Annotated in this window: 20 protein-coding genes; 11 read left to right on the forward strand and 9 right to left on the reverse strand. The window is 63.5% G+C overall.

The window, feature by feature from the left end:
• The first annotated feature begins 7 nt into the window (after positions 1 to 7).
• From IB235_RS11175 to IB235_RS11190, 4 genes are all read left to right on the forward strand, one after another.
• A complete protein-coding gene (locus tag IB235_RS11175) occupies positions 8 to 649 on the forward strand; it encodes a DUF2291 family protein (protein WP_192336786.1) in 642 nt (213 codons plus the stop codon).
• Positions 646 to 2,169: a sugar ABC transporter ATP-binding protein gene (locus IB235_RS11180; protein WP_192336787.1), complete on the forward strand. Its 1,524-nt coding sequence runs from the start codon at positions 646 to 648 to the stop codon at positions 2,167 to 2,169. The genes IB235_RS11175 and IB235_RS11180 overlap by 4 nt, the downstream gene beginning before the upstream one ends.
• Positions 2,166 to 3,251 carry an ABC transporter permease gene (locus tag IB235_RS11185; protein ID WP_155040154.1) on the forward strand — a complete coding sequence of 362 codons (1,086 nt, stop codon included), beginning with the start codon at positions 2,166 to 2,168 and terminating at the stop codon, positions 3,249 to 3,251. Before IB235_RS11180 ends, IB235_RS11185 begins: the two co-directional genes overlap by 4 nt.
• A 101-nt stretch (positions 3,252 to 3,352) precedes the next feature.
• Positions 3,353 to 4,126, forward strand: coding sequence for a DeoR/GlpR family DNA-binding transcription regulator (locus IB235_RS11190; protein ID WP_192336788.1), 774 nt, complete (start codon positions 3,353 to 3,355; stop codon positions 4,124 to 4,126).
• Here the strand turns inward: IB235_RS11190 and IB235_RS11195 are convergent.
• Positions 4,123 to 5,256 carry a carboxylate-amine ligase gene (locus IB235_RS11195; protein ID WP_192336789.1) on the reverse strand — a complete coding sequence of 378 codons (1,134 nt, stop codon included), beginning with the start codon at positions 5,254 to 5,256 and terminating at the stop codon, positions 4,123 to 4,125. The genes IB235_RS11190 and IB235_RS11195 overlap by 4 nt on opposite strands.
• A 149-nt stretch (positions 5,257 to 5,405) precedes the next feature.
• Between IB235_RS11195 and IB235_RS11200 the strand changes: the two genes are divergently transcribed.
• The 3 genes from IB235_RS11200 (at position 5,406) to IB235_RS11210 (ending at position 6,986) form a co-directional block, all read left to right on the forward strand.
• The gene (locus IB235_RS11200) at positions 5,406 to 5,702 is read left to right on the forward strand and encodes a PRC-barrel domain containing protein (protein WP_155040152.1); all 297 of its coding nucleotides are present in this window, start codon (positions 5,406 to 5,408) and stop codon (positions 5,700 to 5,702) included.
• A 59-nt stretch (positions 5,703 to 5,761) separates the two neighbouring features.
• The gene (locus IB235_RS11205; protein ID WP_192336790.1) at positions 5,762 to 5,947 is read left to right on the forward strand and encodes a DUF3008 family protein; all 186 of its coding nucleotides are present in this window, start codon (positions 5,762 to 5,764) and stop codon (positions 5,945 to 5,947) included.
• Positions 5,948 to 6,128: 181 nt separating this feature from the next.
• Positions 6,129 to 6,986, forward strand: coding sequence for an SDR family oxidoreductase (locus tag IB235_RS11210; RefSeq protein WP_192336791.1), 858 nt, complete (start codon positions 6,129 to 6,131; stop codon positions 6,984 to 6,986).
• Between the two features lie 6 nt (positions 6,987 to 6,992).
• Here the strand turns inward: IB235_RS11210 and IB235_RS11215 are convergent, their stop codons facing one another.
• The 6 genes from IB235_RS11215 to IB235_RS11240 all read right to left on the reverse strand — a co-directional run bounded on the left by IB235_RS11215 (position 6,993) and on the right by IB235_RS11240 (position 12,248).
• Positions 6,993 to 7,466 (reverse strand): Lrp/AsnC family transcriptional regulator, encoded by a 474-nt coding sequence (locus tag IB235_RS11215; protein ID WP_155040149.1) that lies wholly within the window; start codon positions 7,464 to 7,466, stop codon positions 6,993 to 6,995.
• A gap of 151 nt (positions 7,467 to 7,617) precedes the next feature.
• Entirely contained in the window at positions 7,618 to 8,319 is a 702-nt protein-coding gene (locus tag IB235_RS11220) for a fumarylacetoacetate hydrolase family protein (protein WP_370576876.1), read from the reverse strand.
• A gap of 181 nt (positions 8,320 to 8,500) precedes the next feature.
• A complete protein-coding gene (locus IB235_RS11225; protein WP_192336793.1) occupies positions 8,501 to 9,748 on the reverse strand; it encodes a glycosyltransferase in 1,248 nt (415 codons plus the stop codon).
• Positions 9,745 to 10,650 carry a glycosyltransferase 61 family protein gene (locus IB235_RS11230; protein WP_192336794.1) on the reverse strand — a complete coding sequence of 302 codons (906 nt, stop codon included), beginning with the start codon at positions 10,648 to 10,650 and terminating at the stop codon, positions 9,745 to 9,747. The genes IB235_RS11225 and IB235_RS11230 overlap by 4 nt, the downstream gene beginning before the upstream one ends.
• A gap of 140 nt (positions 10,651 to 10,790) precedes the next feature.
• Positions 10,791 to 11,903, reverse strand: a complete 1,113-nt coding sequence (locus tag IB235_RS11235; RefSeq protein WP_155040145.1) for a DegT/DnrJ/EryC1/StrS family aminotransferase — start codon at positions 11,901 to 11,903, stop codon at positions 10,791 to 10,793.
• Between the two features lie 138 nt (positions 11,904 to 12,041).
• Positions 12,042 to 12,248, reverse strand: a complete 207-nt coding sequence (locus IB235_RS11240) for a hypothetical protein (protein WP_155040144.1) — start codon at positions 12,246 to 12,248, stop codon at positions 12,042 to 12,044.
• 178 nt (positions 12,249 to 12,426) lie between these two features.
• Here IB235_RS11240 and IB235_RS11245 point away from each other — a divergent pair, with 178 nt between their 5' ends.
• Positions 12,427 to 14,055: a winged helix-turn-helix domain-containing protein gene (locus IB235_RS11245; protein ID WP_192336795.1), complete on the forward strand. Its 1,629-nt coding sequence runs from the start codon at positions 12,427 to 12,429 to the stop codon at positions 14,053 to 14,055.
• A 22-nt stretch (positions 14,056 to 14,077) separates the two neighbouring features.
• Here the strand turns inward: IB235_RS11245 and IB235_RS11250 are convergent, their stop codons facing one another.
• Positions 14,078 to 15,469, reverse strand: a complete 1,392-nt coding sequence (locus IB235_RS11250; RefSeq protein ID WP_192336796.1) for an enolase C-terminal domain-like protein — start codon at positions 15,467 to 15,469, stop codon at positions 14,078 to 14,080.
• A 56-nt stretch (positions 15,470 to 15,525) separates the two neighbouring features.
• On the reverse strand, positions 15,526 to 16,230 hold the full coding sequence (locus tag IB235_RS11255; RefSeq protein WP_192336797.1) for a GntR family transcriptional regulator: 705 nt from the start codon (positions 16,228 to 16,230) through the stop codon (positions 15,526 to 15,528).
• A 157-nt stretch (positions 16,231 to 16,387) separates the two neighbouring features.
• Between IB235_RS11255 and araD the strand changes: the two genes are divergently transcribed.
• The 3 genes from araD to IB235_RS11270 are packed head-to-tail and all read left to right on the forward strand — an operon-like array spanning position 16,388 to position 20,040.
• Positions 16,388 to 18,124, forward strand: a complete 1,737-nt coding sequence (araD, locus tag IB235_RS11260; protein ID WP_192336798.1) for an L-arabinonate dehydratase — start codon at positions 16,388 to 16,390, stop codon at positions 18,122 to 18,124.
• 10 nt (positions 18,125 to 18,134) lie between these two features.
• Positions 18,135 to 19,325 (forward strand): mandelate racemase/muconate lactonizing enzyme family protein, encoded by a 1,191-nt coding sequence (locus tag IB235_RS11265; protein WP_192336799.1) that lies wholly within the window; start codon positions 18,135 to 18,137, stop codon positions 19,323 to 19,325.
• Between the two features lie 4 nt (positions 19,326 to 19,329).
• A complete protein-coding gene (locus IB235_RS11270) occupies positions 19,330 to 20,040 on the forward strand; it encodes a ribonuclease activity regulator RraA (protein WP_192336800.1) in 711 nt (236 codons plus the stop codon).
• The last annotated feature ends 14 nt before the right edge of the window (positions 20,041 to 20,054 follow it).

Genomic DNA, 20,054 nt, shown 5'->3' on the forward strand with positions numbered 1-20,054 from the left:
GATCCCGATGAAACGCATTCTCCTGACCGTGGCCTGTCTGGCTGCGGGCTTTGGGCCAAGCGCCTGCAAGATCGTCAAGACCGACAGCGTCGAAGGCAAAGCCCCGGCTGCGGATGCCAGCGGCGATGATGCCCGCATCCAGAACCTGCTGACCGACACATGGGAACCGAAGCTGCTGCCGACCATCCGCGACAAGGCAGTGCCGGTCGCCGATCTGCGCGCGGCCATCGCCGGTGGGCTGGACGCGGCGGGCAAGGCACATGGCAAAGCCGGGTCAGGTGCCGGTGCGGCATGGAACTTTGCCGTCAAGGGACAGGGCAAGGTGATCGAGGCGAAACTGGACAGCCGCGCCCGCACCATGGGGATCGACACCGACAATGACGGCGCGGCGGATGTGACGCTGCAACTGGGGCCAGTGGTCAAGGGCTCGGCCCTGCGCGATTACTCGCCCTTCTACGACTTCACCAATTTCCGCGACCAGATCGAATTCGCCAAGCTTGGCCGGGCGCTGAATGACAAGGCCACGGCGGGGCTGACTATTGAGGGCGACCCGACCGGCAAGACAGCCAGCTTTACCGGGGTGTTTGCCATCCGCTCGGCCACCGAAGACTGGCTGGTCACCCCGATCAGCGTCGAGGTCGCACCATGACCGAGGACCATCCGATCGGTCTGACCATTCGCAGGGGCGTCAAGGTCTATCCCGGCACCGTGGCGCTGAAGGGCGTCGATTTCGACCTGCGCATGGGTGCGGTCAATGTGCTGGTGGGCGAAAACGGCGCCGGAAAATCCACGCTGATGAAGGTCATCGCCGGGGTTGAATCCCTGACAGAGGGAGATACCTCCCGCAATGGACAGGTGGTGCATTTCCGTTCCAAGGCGGATGCGGTGGCGCAGGGCATCGGCATCGTCTTTCAGGAACTGAACCTTTTCCCCAACCTCACGGTGGCGGAAAACATCTTCATCGGTCGCGAGCCGACCCGTGCGGGCGTCGATATCGACCGCGAGCATCAGCGGGCCGAAACCGCCCGGCTGATGAAGCGGCTGGAACAGCCCATCGATCCCGATACCCCTTTGGGCAACCTGCGCATCGGACAGCAGCAGATCGTCGAGATCGCCAAGGCCTTGGCCCAGAACGCGGAAATCCTGATCCTCGACGAACCCACCTCGGCCCTGTCCGCGGCCGAGGTCGAGGTGCTGTTCCGGGTCATCGCCGATCTGAAGGCGCATGGTGTCGGCATCGTCTATATCAGCCACCGGCTGGAGGAACTGATCCGCATCGGTGACTACATCACCGTGCTGCGCGACGGCACGATCACCGGCTCGCGCCCGATGCAGGGCGTCGACATCCCCTGGATCGTGCGCGCCATGATTGGCGACAGTTCCAAGGAATTCGGGCGCACCGAACCGCCGAATTTCGGCGATGAGGTCTTTCGCGCCGAAGAAGTCGTCCTGCCCCGCCCCGGCGGCGGCAATGCGGTGGATCATGTCTCGCTGTCGGTCCGTTCGGGCGAGATCGTCGGGCTTTACGGGCTGATGGGGGCAGGGCGGACCGAGTTTCTGGAATGCATCATGGCCCAGCACCCGCATTCAGGCGGGCGCTTCTTTGTCGAGGGGAAACCCCTGACCGAGCGTGACGTGGCCGGGCGGATCGCCCGCGGCATCGCCCTGATCCCCGAGGATCGCAAGCGCGACGGCTTGGTCCAGATCATGGCCATCCGCGAGAACCTGACGCTTTCGGCACTGGGGCGGTTCACCCGCCTTTTCCATCTGGATCTCAAGGCCGAGGCGCGCACCGCCGCCGAATTCGTCAAGCGGCTGACCATCAAGGTCGCCAGCCCCGAAAACCCGGTCTCCAGCCTGTCGGGGGGCAACCAGCAAAAGGTTGTCATCGGCAAGGCGCTTATGACCGACCCCAAGATCCTGCTGATGGATGAACCCTCGCGCGGGATCGACATCGGCGCCAAGGCCGAGGTGTTTCGCACCATGCGCCGCCTTGCCGCCGAAGGGCTGGGCATCCTCTTCGTTACTTCGGATCTGGACGAGGTGCTTGCCCTGTCAGACCGCATCATCGTCATGGCCAATGGCCGCATCACCGGGACATTCCCCAGCGGCACCGATGCCGCCGAGGTGATCGCCGCCACCGCCCCCGTCAAGGAGAGTGCCGCATGAGCGCCACCACCCGAACCGCCGCCAGCCCCTCGGTTTCCTCGGGGACCAGCGCGCTGCTTTTGCTGCTGAAGATGCGCACCTTTGTCGCGCTGATCCTTGTCTTTGCCTTCTTCGCGATCAACGCGCCGAACTTCCTGACCACTGCCAATGCCGTCATCATCTCGAAGCACGTGGCGCTGAACGCGTTTCTGGCCATCGGCATGACATTTGTCATCATCACCGGCGGCATCGACCTGTCCGTCGGCTCGATCGTCGGTCTTTGCGGCATGGTTGCGGGCTGGCTGGTGCTTTACGGGATCGACCTGAACGCCATCGGCATCGCCTATTCCATCCAGTTCAATACCGTTGAGATCGCACTGATTACCGTGCTGGTCGGCATGTTTGTCGGCCTTATCAACGGGCTGTTGATCACCAAGCTGAATGTCGCGCCGTTCATCGCCACCTTGGGCACGCTTTACGTGGCGCGGGGGGCGGCGCTGCTGGCCTCGGGGGGGCGGACGTTCCCGAACCTGTCGGGGAACCCGGAATATGGCTCGGCCAGCTTTCCGTTCATCGGCACGGGCAATCTGCTGGGCCTGCCCTTCATGATCTGGATGCTGATCGCGGTGGCGGCGATTGCCGCCTATGTCGCGGGACGCACGCCGCTGGGTCGTCACATCTATGCGGTCGGGGGCAATGAACGTGGCGCGGCGCTGTCCGGCGTCAAGGTCAACCGGGTGAAGCTGTTCGTCTATGTTTTTTCGGGCTTCTGCGCGGCGCTGGTCGGGCTGATCATCGCCAGCCAGTTGCAGGCCAGCCATCCGGCGACGGGCGAGACCTTCGAGCTGAACGCCATCGCGGCCGCCGTGCTGGGTGGTACTTCGATGTCGGGCGGGCGCGGGCGGATCGGCGGCACCATTGTTGGTGCCTTCGTCATCGGCATCCTGTCGGATGGGCTGATCATGATGGGCGTCTCCTCATTCTGGCAGACGGTCATCAAGGGCCTTGTCATCATTGCCGCCGTGGTCATCGATCAGGCACAAAGCCGCCTGCAGGCGCGTGTGGCGCTGCAACAGGAAGCCGCCGCAGCCCATGTGAGTTGACTGCTTTGCCAATCGGGCGGGGATCGCCTAAGACCCGCCCGACCATCCTTCTGCCGGAGCCTCTCGTGCCGCAAAACCCCGAGCCCACGCGTGACGAGTCCATGATCGGGCTTCTGTCCGAACCACGCCGCCGCCGTATTCTTGAATGGATACAGGAGGAGGGCGCGGCCCGCGTGCGCGAACTGGCTGCCGCGTTCCAGGTGTCCGAGGCGACCATTCGGCAGGATCTGGAACGGCTGGAATCGGAAGGCCATATTACCCGCGAACATGGCGGCGCCTATCTGAACTCGGCCCCGAAGCAGGTCGAAAGTCTGGTCCTGCACCATCAGGAAAACATGGACAAGAAGCGCCGCATCGGCGCGCTGGCGGCCAGTCTGGTCGAGGATGGTGAGACGCTGATCCTTGATGCGGGCACGACCACGACCGAGGTGGCGACCCGGCTGGTTCATCGCCGCAACCTGACCGTCATTACCAATGCGCTGAACATCGCGCTGATCATGGGGGCGGTTCCGGGCTTTGAGGTGCATATGCCGGGCGGGCAATTCAAGGCCCCGACCCTGTCGCTGTCGGGCGACAAGTCGGTCGAATATTTCCGCAACATTTTCGCCGGTAAGCTGTTTCTGGCCACAGCCGGGGTCGCATTGGATGCGGGGCTGACCTATCCCAGCTTTGCCGATCTGCAATTGAAAGAGGCCATGATCCGTGCCGCTTCGCGCGTGTATCTGGTGGCCGACAGCACCAAGATCAACAAAAGCTCGTTCACCCGGCTTGGCTCGCTTGAGGTGATCCACTCGTTCATCACGGATGACGGGATTTCGGATGCCGATGCCAAGGAATTCGAGGCGCGCGGGATTGAGCTGCTGATCGCGCGCTAGTCCAGCCCCTCGCTGAACTCGCGGATCAGGTGCATGACCACGGCGCGATGGGCCTCGTCGCGACTGGCCCCGGCGGAGGTGGCAGCAGCAAAGACGGCACGCTGGCGGTCGGCGGAATTGCCCTGCGCATTGATATCACGCAAGCGAGCGACGCTGGGTTGGCTGCCAAGATGGTCGGCATCTTCGGCGATGAGCGCCAACCATTCCTCGGCGATTTGGGCGTGTGACTTGATGTCGCCGCCGCCAAAGTCGATCAGCCCTTGCCCCAGCCCGTGGCGCAATGCCCGCCAGCGGTTTTCGCCGATCAGGAAATTGTCATATTGCCGCCAGCGCATGTTGCGCTGTGACAGTCGCCACAGCATGCGCAGCGTCGATTGGATCAGTGCGGCAAGCGTGATCGTGTCCGACAGGCGCGGACATGCGTCGCAGACCCGCGTCTCCAGCGTCGGGAAACGGGCCGAAGGGCGCAGGTCCCACCAGATCTCGCTGCTGTCCCTGATGATGCCCAGATCTTCCAACACCGCGGTCGCGCGTTCAAAGGCGTTCCAATCCAAGATATCGGGCGGCAGTCCGGTGCGCGGATATCCTGAAAAAACCGTCGTCCGATAAGAGGCAAGCCCGGTATCGTCGCCCTGCCAGAACGGGCTGGAGGCCGACAGTGCCAACAGATGCGGCAGGAAATACTTGAACTGGTTCATCAGGTCGATGCGCTGCGCCCGGTCCTCGATACCCACATGGACATGCATGCCGCAGATCAGCATCCGCCGCGCCATGCCGCGCATTTCCTGCGACAGGCGGTTGTAGCGTTCCTTGTCGGTATGGTCCTGATCACGCCAATCAGCCTGCGGGTGACAGGCGGCCGAAATCGGGGCCAATCCGAATTCCCGTGCCTGTCGCGCGATGGTGCTGCGCAGTCGGCCAAGATGCGCACGTGCCTCGGTGATATCGGCGGCGACCGGCGTTCCGACCTCGATCTGGCAGCGCAGGAATTCGGGGCTGACCTGATCGTGCAGTTCGGCCTTGCAGGCGGCCATCAGCGCGTCAGGCGCGTCGGTCAACTGGCCGGATTCGGCATCGACCAGCAGGTATTCCTCCTCGATGCCAAGGGTAAAGGCGGGCTCTTCGGTCATCGCTCAATCTCCTGCTTGGACCTCAGGGAAAGGCCGCAGCACCGACGTTCGTTCCTTTGGGCCGCTGTTCACGTGGCCTTGAACTGTCGGAACATGACCTGCCGGGGGACGTTGGGAAGACAGGTGAAACCAGTCAGGAGGACCTGAAAATGGACCACGCGATGCACGAGCGGCTGAAGGTGGATGAATTGACCGAAGCAATTCTGGGCGGGGCCACAGTCCTTGGTCCAGAAGAGGAAAGGGTCGGCATCGTGTCGCATCTGCATGGCAGCGGGGCCGATGCGCTGGCCATCGTGGATGTCGGTGGCATCCTTGGCTTTGGCACAAGGCCGGTTGCGGTTTCGATGCGGGATCTGGACTTCATGCGCGACGATGATGGCCACGTCCATGCCGTGACGCGCTACAACAAACGCGAACTGAAAGAGATGCCCGTGTACCGTCACTGATCGGATGCGGCGCGGCGCGGGGCCACCCGCGCCGCCGCACGATACTAGGAGGACGCAACATGCCGGCCAAATCCAAGGCGCAGCAAAAGGCCGCAGGCGCGGCCCTGTCGGCGAAACGCGGCGAGACAACGAAAACGTCGCTTCGCGGCGCCTCGAAGGAAATGTTCGAGTCGATGACCGAGGCACAGCTGGAGGAATTTGCCGCGACAAAACACAAGGGCAAGCCCGACCACGTCCGCAAATAGCGGTCCGGACAAGGCCGCGAATGCGCGGTTCCTGGCCCTTCGCAGCCCGCAGAATTCGCAGGGTTTCGCCGATTGTCCGCCGGATCGGGAACATCGACGCGGAAAGCAAGTTTCGTTTACGCCATTCCATACAAGTCATGACAGCGGCGCGCAGCCCGCCAGAGACATGAGGAAAATCAGGATGATGGATTATCCCAAGCCTCCGTTTCCCGAACAGACTCAGGACCTGCCCGGAACATTTCGGGTGATGGAACCGCGCCCGGATCATGGTGAAACGACGTGGCAGGGTAATGGCCGATTGCGAGGCAAGGTGGCCCTGATCACCGGCGGAGACAGCGGCATCGGACGTGCCGTCGCCATCGCCTATGCTCGCGAAGGGGCGGACGTCGCGCTGTCCTTCCTCAATGAATCATGGGATGCCCGCGATACAGCGCGCCTTGTTGAAAAGGCGGGCCGCGATTGCGCGCTGTTGCCCGGAGACCTTGCCGATGCCGATCATTGCCGCGACGTGGTGGCGCGCACCGTCGCGCGCTTTGGACGGATCGACATTCTGGTCAACAACGCCGCTCATCAGATGAAATTCGACCGGATCGAGGATATTCCCGACGCGGAATGGCGGAAAACCTTTGCCGTGAACATCGACGCCGTATTCCATCTGGTCAAGGCGGCCATCCCCCATATGCCGCCGGGCAGTGCGATCATCAACACGGCTTCGATCAACGCCGACAAGCCCAATCCGACGCTGCTTGCCTATGCGGCGACCAAGGGCGCGATCCAGAATTTCACCATCGGACTGGCGCAGATGCTTGCCGACAAGGGTATCCGTGCCAATGTGGTTGCGTCCGGACCGGTCTGGACGCCGCTGATCCCGGCCAGCATGTCGCACAGGGACGTGGCGCGCTTTGGCGAGAACTACCCGATGCAGCGCCCGGCACAGCCGGTTGAACTGGCCTCGGCCTATGTGATGCTGGCCGAGCCGATGTCCAGCTATGTCTCGGGCGCGACCATTGCCGTCACCGGCGGGATGCCGATGATCTGACCACCCCTACCGATGCCGGGTGTCCACCGGATAGGCCGTGGTGAAGCGGATGCGTTCCAACGAGAAATGCGAGGTCACGCTTTTGATCGGCAGCGCCTCGGTCAGGCGTTTGTAGAAGGAATCAAACGCCGCCATGTTCGGCACCGCCACCCGCAGCAGGTAGTCCATTTCACCCGCCATGCGATGCGCCTCCATGATCTCGGGCATGGTCTGCACCACACGGCCGAACTGCTCGCGCCATTCGGCGCTGTGATCGGGGGCCTCGATTTCGATGAAGACGATGGTGTCGAAACCCAGATGGGCGGGATTGGCCATGGCGACGCGTCCGGTCAGCACGCCATTCGTTTCCAGCTTCTGGATGCGTTTCCAGCATGGGGTCTGGGACAGGCCGACCTTCTCTGCGATCTGCGAGATCGGCATGCTGGCGTCGCGCATCAACTCGGCGACGATTTTTCGGTCAATCAGGTCCAGGTCCAACATCTGCTCAAACCTCGAAACTTGCAGGGCTGGAGAATGTTATCCCACAGTCGATACAAATAGTCTATCGGATAAATCGTGATAAAACTTGCATGCAACCATTCCGGGTTTCGAAAGGGGAGGAATCCCCTTTCGTCAAGGGTTTCGCCGGGTATTAGCGTTGGGCAACCACATTCACGGTGATTTCGCCAACGCCCTCGATTGCGGCGGTGATACGGTCGCCGGGAATCACCGCGCCGACCCCGGCAGGAGTTCCGGCCATGATCAGGTCGCCCGCACGAAGCTCGAAGAATCGCGACAGATAGGCGATCATCTCGGGCACTTTCCAGATCATCTGCTCAAGGTAGCCCTGCTGGCGCAATTCGCCGTTCACCTTGGCGACAAGCGTGCCTTTCACCGGGTGGCCGACCTGCTCGACCGGTTGGATGGCGCCGCAGGGGGCCGAGGCCTCGAAGGATTTGGCGATTTCCCAGGGGCGGCCCATCTTCTTGGCGACGGCCTGCAGGTCGCGCCGGGTCATGTCCAGACCGACGCCGTAGCCAAAGACGCAATCCAGCGCCTGTTCCAGTGCGATATCGGTGCCGCCGGATTTCAGCGCGACGACCAGCTCGACCTCGTGATGCACGTCCGAGGATTGGCTGGGGTAGGGGAAATCCCCGCCCGGCGGGACGATGGCATCCGGGTTCTTCTGAAAGAAGAAGGGCGGCTCCTTGTCGGGATCGTGGCCCATCTCGATCGCGTGTTCGGCGAAATTGCGTCCGACGCAATAGATGCGGCGGACGGGAAACAGCTGGTCACTGCCCGCAATGGGAAGGGTCGGCACCGGGGCCGGATCAAAGGCGAATGTCTGGGTCACGTCGGTTCCGTCCTGCTTTGCCTCGCGGGGGCAAGGCCCCTGCGGATGCGGCATTGCGTCCGGTATCGCCGCAGGCGTCAAGGCCCCGACACCGGCTTAGCCGAGATATTCCCGATCCGTGACCTTCTCCAGCCACTGTGTAATGCCTTTCACCCGTGTCCGCCGGGATCATGCCGGACGGTCAGGTCCGGTCATGGACATGCGCCGCATGCGGGCCGGGCTTCAGGCCCTCGGGCAGACGGCTGGTGCGGATGAAATGTGCGGTACGGGCGGCGAATGTCGTTTCGAACACATGCTGGCGGGCGAAATCGCGGGCGCGCAGGGCGGCCTCGGCGATCTGCGCGCGATTGCGGTGCAATTCGGCAATGCGTCGCGCCAGCGCGGGCGCGTCAAAGATTGGCACCTGCCAGCCCGAACCCGAGGTTTCGACAATGCCCCGGAAGGCGTCATTGGCATAGCCCGCGATGGGGACGCCACAGGACATCACCTCGGGATAGGTGCAGGATGGGTCGCCCTGCGTGTGGCAGCAAACGAATATGTCCGAGGTGTCGCGCAGGAAGGGAACCCAGCCGGTCTGGAAATCCAACACCCCACGCAGGATCATGACGTCCTGCAGGCCATTGGCCTGGATACTGGCCCGAAGCTCGGCCTCCTGCGGACCCGAGCCGCAGATGTCAAAAATGAAGGGCACGTTCATGCGGCGCAGTTCTGACGCGACGCGGGGCAGTTCCATTACCCCCTTCATCGGCACGAAGCGCCCGCCAAAGACCAGTCGCAGCGGTTCACCCGCCTGCAGGCGCGTCAGCTTGGCCTGCATGGCCGCATCCGAGATCACTTCGGCGGCCCGCACACGGTTGTCGAAGAACAGGTGGGTGTCAGCGCACAGACCCTTATAATTTTCAAAGGTTGGCGTGCCGCTGCATTGCAGACCGGCGGCGCGGCGCAGCATGTCGCGGCGGATACGCTCGCTTCGCCACAGCCAGACGTGGCGACGCAGGCGCCTCAACGGGTGCAGCTGCTCCGAAGCAAGAATTTGCCTCTCGGTGCGGGGGGAGTATTCGGAAACAAAGACCATCGGCAGCCCGATGCTTTGGCAAAGCTCTAGCATCGGAGCGTCGTCGCGGGACAGGAAGCCCACGACTTGCGCGGCACTCGACAGTCGTTGGGCCAATTCGGGGCCGACCTCGGGGCGCAGTTCCAGCCCGGTCTCATCCTCGCCCGGCAGGTATTCCTGATGGTCCATGTCGGTGGTCGGCTGCGGGTCCAAACGGACAAGGCTGGTCACCGGGCCGGGCCAGTTCCGGGCATATTGTGCCGCGCCTTCCATGTATTTCCTAGTCAGGACCAGCCCGCCTCGCGGTCCACGATACGCGGAAAGCGATGGCAGCAGGATCAGTTCGTTCGGACCTTCGATATTGTCACCTCTCATGCAAGACGCTCCAGCATGTAATGGATTTCCTTTAAATCAACGTTAAATCCGCCGTGATCGGGATGACCGACCACAAATCCGAAACGCATGCCCAGACAGTCCGCGACCTCTTTGTAGGGCATGGCGAAACGGTTGGGGGGTTGAATGACAAGGAAGGCCCCGCCATCGGCCAAGGCATAGAGAGCGTGGCCCAAATGGCTGCCCTCGACCGAGACGACAACGGGTGCATCCAGCGCGATCCGGGCAATCGTATCGGCCTGCATCTGGTCCGGGTCGATGATGTCAAACCGCAGTTTGCCCAGCATTTCCTCAAGCTGTTCTTCGTTCTTCAGCCAGCGTGGCTCGCCCTGCGTGCTGCCGCGGCGGATGAAGATGCCCTTCGGCGATGGAAACGTGCCGATTGCGCTGCGCAAGCGGGCGCGTAACTGCCGGTAGCGCGCCAGCTTGAAGCTGTTCTGTGAGAAGTCGCGATAGATCGTCAGCCGTCCGATTCTGGCATGGCGCGGCATTGGCGGCTCGGGCAGGTCCAGCAGCACGCGGTAGCCGGATGCATGGGAATAGGGCTTGGTCGGTGCTGCGATCCGGGGCGCGTCGTCGCCGGGGATCATTTCAAGCGGCAGGCTGTCCTGCATGAAGTTTCCAAAGAAATCCGCCCCCGTCCAGCCCGAGACCAGACACGCTTCGGGGATGGTCTGACTGGGCGGCAGGTCGGGGTCCAGCATCCGGGCCTCGCCATGGCCGATGCGTTCCTTGGCACCGCCGCGATACAGATAAGCCCCGGCCAGAACCACATCCGGCAGGATCAGGGCCTCGGTTGGGGCGTGCAGGATCGGGGTTCCGGCGATCAACCCGCGCTCAACCTCCCAGTCGCGCCAGGGGGACAGGGCGATGATCCGGTCCATCGCGCCATCAGGGTGAAGGGCCGGGGGGCGGGTCACCTCTTCGGCTGGGCAAAGTTCGCGACGCTCAATGGCGAAGCTGGACAGGTCTGTCGGCCCCCGTCGCAATAGCCGCGCGAGATTACGCGAAATCAGGGCTGAATTCAGCATGGCTGACTGACGATCCCGATCACGCGGTCCTGATCTGCTTCCGGCAGGTCCGGATACAGGGGCAGACACAGGATTTGTTCACCGGCGGGGCGCGCATTGGGCAGGTTCTCGGGCGCGGCCGAGGGCAGGTCGCGATACATCGGCAGATCCGAGATCAGCGGGTGGAAGTAGCGCCGGGCAAAGATCCCGTCCTCTTTCAACCTGGCGTGCAGCGCGTCACGACTCATCGGGTATTCGGGGCCGACCCGGATCGGGAACATGTAGGAGTTCTGACCCGGCTGGCCGGGCGGGCACAGGCAATGCAGCCCCGGCACCTGCGACAACGCCTGCCAGTAGCGGTTGGCCAGATGATCGCGAGCGTCGATGATTTCGTCGATGCGGGGCAGCAGGGCCAGCCCGACGGCGGCATGCAGCTCGCTCATCTTGGTGTTCAGCCCGATTTCCGAGACCGTAACCTCATCGACGATCCCGTAATTCGCCAGCCGATCCAGCGCCAGCTTGGTTTCCCGGTCCGGGGAAACGATCGCCCCGCCCTCGAAACTGTTGAAGACCTTGGTTGCGTGGAAACTCAGAACCGAAAGATCGCCCTCGGCCACCAGAGGATGTCCGTTCTTGCGCACACCAAAGGCATGGGCGGCGTCGTAGATCAGCCTCAGCCCGTGACGGCGCGCGACGGCGGCCAGCCCCTCGGTATCGCAGGGGATGCCGTAACAATGCACGGCCATGATTGCCTGCGTTCGCGGGGTGATACTTGCCTCGACCGCCGCCGGATCAAGATTCAGCGTGTGCGGGTCGATATCGGCAAAGACCGGTTCGGCCCCGGCCCAGCGGATGGCATGACTGGTGGCGACAAAGGAAAACGGCGAGGTGATCACTTCGCCGGTAATGCCGTAATGGCGCAACGCCAGCACCAACCCCAGCGAGGCGTTGCAGACGATGCTCAGGAACTCTACCCCCAGATACCGCGCCAGATCTGCCTCGAACTGCTGCAAGAGCGGTCCGTTGTTAGACAGAACCCGGCTGGTCCATATCCTTTCAAGGAAAGGCATTATGTCAGTGAGGGAAGGCAGAACGGGTCGGGTTACGAAAACAGGGGAGCTACTCATAAACACGGCCTCACAAAAGGCAAACCGAACGAAACCTCACACTTTGACCATAGCACGAATGGGCAACCGCCAATTGAATTTGTCTACGCCCGCACCTGAACATTTGGATAGGTCTGCTGCAGCCCAAATCTGCGGCGGTCACAGGCTGGAGCTGCGGGTGTCCTGCATCTCGCAATGCCAGCGCGAGATCTGCCATTTGGGGTTCTGCACCTGCCAGCGGGCGACCTGCGGCTGGCCCGCGACCATGCAGGTCATCATCGAGACCTCGTAAGGGTCGTAGAGCAGTTGAAAGTTACGGCACTCCTGAGTCGTGTTCAGGCAGGCGGCAATGACCAAGGCGATCATGGGTTACTCCTGTCAGCGATCATGCGTTGCACAAGAACAGGTCAGCAGGACTGATCTTTGCCTGTCCTGAAACCGCGCCGAAACTTCACGAAATTTGGACGAAAGGTCATGGCAGCCGGGGGGCGCGGCTGAGGTATCTTTCAGGGAAAGGCTTGGTTCTTTCTGCTGGGAGTAGCGGATGGACGGCATTGCGACCCCGCGATTGGTTTTGAACGATGTCATCGTGAACTTCTCGGCCGGCACGCTGCGGACCGCGAAGGGGCTGGATGTGCCGCTGCGCGCGCAAAGCTTCGCGGTGCTGCGCGAGTTGGTCCGCCATCGTGGCGATGTGGTCGAAAAGGACGCCCTGATCGACGCGGTCTGGAAGGGCGTCGCCGTCACCGATGACAGTCTGGTTCAGTGCATCAGCGAGATCCGGCGCGCGCTTGGCGACACGGATCGCAGTCTGCTCAAGACCGTGCCGCGGCGCGGCTACCGGCTGGACCTGTCCGAGGATGTGCGTCTTGACGCGTTGCGTCCGCAGCCGGCGCGGGGACTGCTGGTATTGGGTCTGCTGGCGCTGCTGCTGATCGTTGCGTTGTGGCACAGGCCCGGTCAGGTCCTGCCCGGGCCGCCACGCATCGCCGTGCTGCCCTTTGCCAATCTGGGCCCTGATCCGGCGCTTGATCCGGTCGGCAGGGGCGTGGCTGAGGATATTGTCTCGATTCTGGCGAAGTCCCCGGATGTGACCGTCATCGCGCGCAATTCTTCGTTCCGCTATGGTGCCGAGCCGGTGGATGTGCGCCGCATCGGTCGTGAATTGGGGGCGGATTTCGTGCTGGACGGCAGCGTCCGGCGCAGCGGCGATGGGCTACGGATCGTGGCGCAATTGAGCGATGTCGCGACCGGCCAAAGCCTGTGGTCCGAGCGCTTCGACCGATCGGGTCCGGATGCGGTCGCGCCGCAGGATGAGGTGACCGCGCAGATCATCTCCAGCCTGACCGGCGAGGAGAACGCGATGAAGCGGGTTCTGTATCGGCAGGCATGGGAAAGCGCGCCCTCGCGATTGGGCGAATACGGATATTACCTGCGCGGTCTTGACCTGTTTAGCGGTGCGAACAGCCCCGAGGATAATGACCGCGCGGGCCGGATCTGGGCGCAGGGTCTGGGGCATTACCCGGATTCGGCGCTGCTCAAGGTGAAGCTGGGTTGGTATCACTGGGCCGCGCATTGGACCTATCGCAGCGCCCAAGGTGCCGCCCATATTGCCGAGGCCGAGCGGCTGGCCAATCAGGTCACGGGCAGCAAGGACCTGACGCCCGAAATCCGGCGTCAGCTGCATTGGCTGAATGCCTTTCTGCGGACACAGCGCCGCGATTTCGACGGCGCGGTGGCCGAGGCCCGGATGGCGGTCGAATTGTCGCCCTTTGATGCGCGGATGCTGAGCAGTCTGGCCGAGGTGCTGATCTGCGCAGGCGACTATCGCAATGCGCTTGGCTGGATCGATCAGGCCGTCGCGTGGGAGCCCGACCTGAAGCCAGCGGCGCATGCATCTAGGGGGAATGCCTATCGCCTGATGGGTCGTGATGCGCAGGCCGTGATCGAATTCCAGCAGGTTCCCGACCTGTCGCCGCGCATGAACCTGAGCGCGGCGATTTCGCTGATGCAACTGGGCAGGCCGGCGGAGGCACGGGAATGGACTGCCAAGGCCGCCCGCCATCGACCCATGATGACACAGGACGGCTGGCGGGACACCAGTTGCCACCGCAATCCCGTGATCGTCGCGGCCGAGCTGGCCGCGCTGTCGCGGGCGGGACTTCCGCGCTGAAGCCCCCGCACCTGTGATGGGGTTAACCCTGCCAGCCCTCGCGGGCCAGCGCCGGGGTCTTGGAATGGAAGCTCCAGCCGGGAATCAGGTATTGCATCGCCGCCGCATCGTTCCTTGCCGTCTGGGGCAGGGTTTCGTGCAGGCGATGCGCCTCGGCCAATGCCGCTTCGTCGATCTCGACGCCAAGGCCGGGACGGTCGGGAACCTGCACCTTGCCGCCTTGGATCAGCGGCGGTTCCTTGGTGATGCGTTGGCCGTCCTGCCATATCCAATGCGTGTCCAGCGCGGTGATGTTGCCCGGAGCCGCCGCCGCAACCTGCGTGAACATCATCAACGACACGTCGAAATGGTTGTTCGAATGCGAGCCCCAAGTCATCCCCCAGCGGTCGCATAGCTGCGCCACCTCGACCGAGCCCTGCATCGTCCAAAAATGCGGATCGGCCAGAGGGATGTCGACCGCGCCCGCGCGGATGGCATGACCCATCTCGCGCCAGTCGGTGGCGATCATGTTGGTGGCGGTGGGCAGGCCGGTGGCGCGGCGGAATTCGGCCATGGTCTCGCGCCCGGAATAGCCCGGCTCGGGGCCGCAGGGGTCCTCGGCATAGGCAAGGACGCCTTTCAGCGGCGAAAGGAAGCGGATCGCGTCCTTGAGCAGCCATGCGCCGTTCGGGTCCAGTGTCACCCGCGCCTCGGGGAAGTTGGCGGCCAGATCCGCGACGATGGCGGCCTCGTCCTCGCCATGCAGCACGCCGCCCTTCAGCTTGAAATCCTTGAAGCCGTAGCGGGCCTCTGCAGCCTCGGCCAGACGGCGGACGGAAGCGGCGTCCAAGGCCACTTCGTCGCGCAGGCGCAGCCAGTCATCGCCCTTGCCGCCCGAACGGTAGCCCAGCGGGGTGCGGGTCCGGTCGCCGATAAAGAACAGATAGCCAAGCATCTCGACTTCGGTTCGCTGCTGGCCTTCGGCCAGAAGGGCGCAGACCGGCAGCTCAAGGAACTGGCCCAGCAGGTCCAGCAGCGCGCATTCCAGCGCCGCGACGACGTGGATCGTGGTGCGCAGGTCAAAGGTCTGCTGCCCGCGTCCACCGCTGTCGCGTGCCGCAAAGGTCGTTCCGACCTGCCGCATGAGGGCGCGGTAATTCCCGATGGGCTGGCCGATCAGCAGAGGGGCCGCATCTTCAAGTGTCTGACGAATCGCCGTGCCGCCCGGAACCTCGCCAATCCCGGTCGCGCCGCGTGAATCGGTGATCAGGACGATATTGCGGGTGAACCACGGCGCATGCGCGCCCGACAGGTTCAGCAGCATGCTGTCCTGTCCCGCCACCGGCACGACCCGGATGCTGCGGATCACGGGCGATCCCGCGCCATTCGCCCAGTCCTTGCCCGCCGGGCGTTCCAGAGTGGTGTTGTCGGACATCTTGTCCCTCCTGCTGTCGTGATGGTGCGGTCTGCCCTTGGCAGGCCGGTGCAAGGTCATGAAAAATAATCGGGATGCATCGTGCGCAGCTGTTCGATCTGCGAGATCGTTCCGCCCAGATGCTCGCGCATCGCGCGTACCGCAGCGTCGGGATCGCCAGCCTCGATGGCGTCGATGACCTCCATATGCCCGGCGATGATCGAGGATACCCGCCCCTGCGCGTTGTGCAGCCGCCGGGCGCGCTCAAGATGGCCCGACCTTTCGCGGATCAGGCGATGCAGCGGGCTGCGCCCAACCGCCGCGAACAGCGTGTTGTGAAAGACCTCGTCCAGTTCCTGGAACATGGTGACCTGATTGGGGTCCTGCGCCACGGCCTCCTGCATGCGGATGATCGAGCGCGCGCGGGTCAGCAGGTCGCGGTCGGGCGACAGCGCCAGATTGCGCGCCACCTCGCATTCCAGCGCCGTGCGCAGGAAATGCGCCTCGTAGATCTGGGGGATGTCGATGCGCGTCACCACGGTCTTGGACTGCGGGTAGATGCGGACCAACCCCTCCAGATGCAGCTTTTGCAGCGCCTCACGCAGGGGGGTCAGGCTGACGCCATAGGTCTCGGTCAGTTCATTGCGGGCCAGCGTCATGTCCGGTGGCAGGTCGAACGAGATGATTCGCTGCCGCAGATCCTCATAGACGCGCTGGACCGTGCCGCCCGCCGAGGCCGCGGTTTCCGAAGGGCTGAACGCCGCGAATAGGGTCTTTGTCATGGCGCGATCCTGCATGGAATGGCGGGTTTTTGCGATCCCGCGATTCATGATTGATATTCTTATCTGACTAATATATCAGTTCTTCATCCCGCTCAAGCGTTTCATGGCGTCACGGCCAGCGGTCGCGCATGCATCCGAGCGGACGAGGGAGGACTGGATGCAAAAGAAAAAAGAATATGCGGATCTGCGCTCGGCGCGCTGGATGGTGCCCGATGACCAGCGGTCCTTTGGCCACCGCTCGCGGACCATGCAGATGGGCTACGCCCCCGAGGATTGGGAGGGCAAACCCATCGTCGCGATCATCAATACGTGGTCGGACGCCCAGCCTTGCCACATGCATTTCAAGGACCGGGTGGATTGGGTCAAACGCGGTATCCTGCAGGCGGGCGGCTTCCCGATGGAGCTACCTGCGCTGTCGCTGTCCGAGAATTTCGTCAAGCCGACCACCATGCTCTACCGCAATATGCTGGCGATGGAGACCGAGGAACTGCTGCGCTCGCACCCGATCGACGGCGCGGTGCTGATGGGCGGTTGCGACAAGACCACGCCGGGTCTGGTCATGGGCGCGCTCAGCATGGGTGTGCCCTTCATCTACCTGCCCGCCGGTCCGATGCTGCGCGGGAACTATGCGGGCAAGTATCTGGGCTCGGGCACCGACGGCTTCAAATACTGGGATGAGCGCCGCGCCGGCACGATTTCCAAGGAGGAATGGCAGGGGATCGAGGGCGGCATCGCGCGTTCCTACGGCCATTGCATGACCATGGGCACGGCCTCGACCATGACGGCGATTGCCGATGCGATGGGGCTGACGCTGCCCGGCGCATCCTCGATCCCGGCGGCGGATGCCAATCACCAGCGCATGTCGGCATCCTGCGGGCGGCGCATCGTCGAGATGATCTGGGAGGATCTGACCCCGGATCAGATCGTGACGCCTGCCGCCGTCAACAATGCGGTGACGGTCGCCATGGCCACGGGCTGTTCGACCAATGCGATCATCCACCTGATTGCCATGGCGCGCCGCGCGGGCGTGCCGCTGGAACTGGACGATCTGGACCGCATCGGCCGCACCACGCCCGTTATCGCCAATATCCGCCCTTCGGGCTCGACCTACCTGATGGAGGATTTCTATTACGCCGGCGGGTTGCGCGCGCTGATGAAGCAGCTGGGCGACAAGCTGGACTCCTCCGCCATCACCGTGACCGGCAAGCCGCTGACCGACGGGCTGGATGAGGTCAAGATCTGGAACGAGGATGTCATTCGCCCGCTGTCGAACCCGGTGTATCACGAGGGCTCGCTTGCGGTCCTCAAGGGCAACCTGTGCCCCGATGGCGCGGTCATCAAGCCCGCCGCCTGTGACGCGAAATTCCATCGCCATACCGGCCCGGCGCTGGTCGCCGACAGCTATGCCGAGATGAAGGCGATCATCGACGATCCCGACTATCCGCTGACGCCCGAAACCGTGCTGGTCCTGCGCAATGCCGGGCCGCAGGGCGGGCCGGGGATGCCGGAATGGGGGATGATCCCGATGCCCAAGGCGCTGCTGAAGCTGGGCCTGCGCGACATGGTGAGGATTTCCGACGCGCGCATGTCGGGGACCAGTTTCGGGGCCTGCGTGCTGCATGTCTCGCCCGAGGCTTTCGTCGGCGGGCCGCTGGCGCTGCTGAAGACCGGCGACATGGTCGAGCTGGATATCCCGGCGCGCTCGCTGAACATGCTGGTCGATGAGGCCGAACTGGCCACCCGCCGCGAGGCATGGGCCGCGCCCGAGCCCCGCTATCAGCGCGGCTATGGGCTGATGTTCTCGAAGCATATCGAGCAGGCCGACAAGGGCTGCGACTTCGACTTCCTGAAAACCGAGTTCGGCGGCAAGACGCCGGAACCCGCCATCAACTGAGGGTAATGTCATGCTGGATATCTCACAGCGCCTGATCCCGGCGCAGCCCCCGAAAGCCGGTTTTGCCGCCGGTCCCGCGACGCAGGATGCGATCAAGACCGTCAAGCTGTCGCTGGCCTATCTGCCGCTGGCCCGCCCGATCAGCGATGCCAAGGTGCTGACTGGACGCCAGAAACCGCTGACCGAGGTCGCCTTCCTTTTCTGCGAGATCGAAACCGAATCCGGCCATTCCGGACTTGGCTTCAGCTATTCCAAGCGTGCGGGCGGCCGCGCCCTTTACGCCCATGCCTGCGAGATCGCGGACAATCTGCTGGGCGAGGACCCCAATGACATCGCCCGGCTTTGGGACAAGCTGTGCTGGGCGGGCGCCTCGGTCGGGCGCTCGGGCGTGGCGACGCAGGCGATTGCCGCCATCGACATCTGCCTGTGGGACCTGAAAGCCAAGCGCGCGGGCCTGCCGCTGGCGAAACTGCTGGGCGCGTATCGCGACGGCGTGGCCTGCTACAACACCTCGGGCGGGTTCCTGTCCTCGTCTATCGACGAGATCAAGGCAGCCATCGACAAGTCGCTGGATGCGGGCATTGGCGGCATCAAGATCAAGGTCGGCCAGCCCGACCCGATGGAGGACCTGCGCCGCATCGACGCCGTGACCCAGCATCTGAATGGCCGCGCGCCGCTGATGGTGGACGCGAACCAGCAATGGGACCGCGTGACGGCTTTGCGCTTCGGACGTCTGGTCGAGCCCCTGAACCTCGAATGGATCGAGGAACCGCTGGATGCCTATGACGCCGAGGGCCATGCCCTTCTGGCCCGCGAATTGGCGACCCCGATTGCGACGGGCGAGATGCTGGCCTCCAGCGATGAGCATATGGCGCTGATCCGCGCCGATGCGGTCGATTTCATCCAGCCCGACGCACCGCGCGTTGGCGGCATCACCCAGTTCCTGAAAATCTGCGCGCAGGCCGAGGTCAAGCGCATGCGTCTTGCCCCGCATTTCGCGATGGAGATCCACCTGCATCTGGCCGCCGCTTATCCGCATGAGCCTTGGGTCGAGCATTTCGACTGGCTGGCGCCTCTGTTCAACGAAGAACTGGAAATCCGCGACGGTCGCATGATCGTGCCCGCGCGTCCGGGGCTGGGTTGCTCGCTGACCGGCAAGGCCCGCGACTGGACCGTTGAAACTATGACTTTCGGAGGCTGAGTCCGTGAATCCCGCTACCCGTGAAAAACTGATGGGCGTCTCGGTCGCCACCTTGTGTTCGGCGCTCTACAAACGTGGCCTGCGTAACCAGACCATTCAGGACGTGCATCCCGTGCAGCGCAAGGGCCGCAATATGGTGGGCCCGGCATTCACGCTGCGCTATATGCCCGCGCGCGAGGATCGCAATCCGATGTCGGTCTTTCGTAACCCCGACCACCCGCAGCGCGCCGCCATCGAGCAATGCCCGGAAGGCCATGTCATGGTCATGGACAGCCGCAAGGATGCCCGCGCGGCCTCGGCTGGCGATATCCTGATCACGCGACTGATGGTCCGGGGCGGCGCGGGCGTCGTCACCGATGGTGGTTTCCGCGACTCGATGTCCATCGGCGCGCTGGAAATCCCGGCCTATCACCACCGCGCATCCTCGCCGACCAACCTGACCCTGCATGAGGCCATCGACATCAACGTGCCGATTGGCTGCGGCGATGTCGCGGTCTTCCCCGGCGATATCGTGGTCGGCGATGATGACAGCGTCATCATCATCCCGGCGGAAATCGCCGATGAGATCGCCGATGAGGCCGTCGAGATGACGGCTTACGAAGATTTCGTCACCGAACGCGTCAAGGCTGGCGCCACGATCATCGGGCTTTACCCGGCGACGGATGAAAAGAACCTCGAGATCTTCGCCGAATGGCGCAAGGCCAACGGCCGCTGAGAACCTGCCGGGGG

Source organism: Paracoccus sp. PAR01, assembly GCF_014851995.1.
GTDB lineage: Bacteria > Pseudomonadota > Alphaproteobacteria > Rhodobacterales > Rhodobacteraceae > Paracoccus > Paracoccus litorisediminis.